The sequence below is a fragment of the Streptomyces sp. W16 genome (assembly GCF_033194735.1).
Taxonomy (GTDB): domain Bacteria; phylum Actinomycetota; class Actinomycetes; order Streptomycetales; family Streptomycetaceae; genus Streptomyces.
On the sequence record NZ_JAWOAI010001197.1, the window covers coordinates 1 to 809 of the forward strand.

Here is an 809-nt window from a genome sequence, read left to right on the forward strand (position 1 = left end):
GCGCTCGCCCTCGCCGACCGCGTCGGCGCGCAGCTGCTCGGCCTCGCCGCGCAGCCGCCGCGCCTCCTCCTGCAGCTCGACCGTCTTGGCGCGGTACTCCTTGGTGTCGTCCTTCGCCGCGCCCTTGAGTCCTTCGGCGATGTCGTGCGCCTGGGCGCGCAGCCGGTCGGCCTCGGCCTCCGCCTCGGAGCGGATCCGCTCGGCCTCCTCGGCGGCGGCCTTCGTGGTGTTCTTGGCGTCCTCGGACGCTTTGTCCAGTACGTCCTCGGCGGTCCGGGCGGCCTTGGCGAGCTGGGAGGCGGTCTCCTCGGCGGTGAGGCTGCGGGCGTTCTCCTCGGCCTCCGCGACGATCTTGTCGGCCTTGGCCTGGGCGTCGGCGACGACCTGCTCGGCGTCCGACTTGGTGGTCTCGGCCTCCTTGGTGGCCTCGGTGACCAGCCGGGCGACCTGTTCCTTCGCGGTCCTGGTGCGCTGCTCGTTGGCCGACTCGGCGCTCGCGAGGGCCTTGGCCGCGGCCTCCTTGGCCTCGGTGAGGACCTTCTCGGCCTCCAGGCGCGCTTCCCGCAGTGAGGTTTCGGCCTCGGCCATGCGGGTCTCGGCGGTCCGGCTCAGCTCGGTGGCCTGACGGCGGGCGGAATCCGACTCGTTGACCGTGGAGCTGCGCAGCTGCTCGGCGTGGTCGGTGGCCTCCTGGGCCTGCGAGGAAGCCGCGTTCAGCAGCCGCTCGGCGTCCGTGCGGGCGCGGCGCAGGAGTTGCTCGGCCTCCGAGCGGGCCGCCTCGGCGTCCATCTCCAGCCGCTGCCGGGCCT

General features: G+C 73.8%; 1 pseudogene. It reads right to left on the reverse strand.

The annotated features are described in order from the left end of the window. Positions 1-809 (reverse strand): annotated as a pseudogene (locus R6V09_RS54175) (hypothetical protein); the annotation flags it as partial.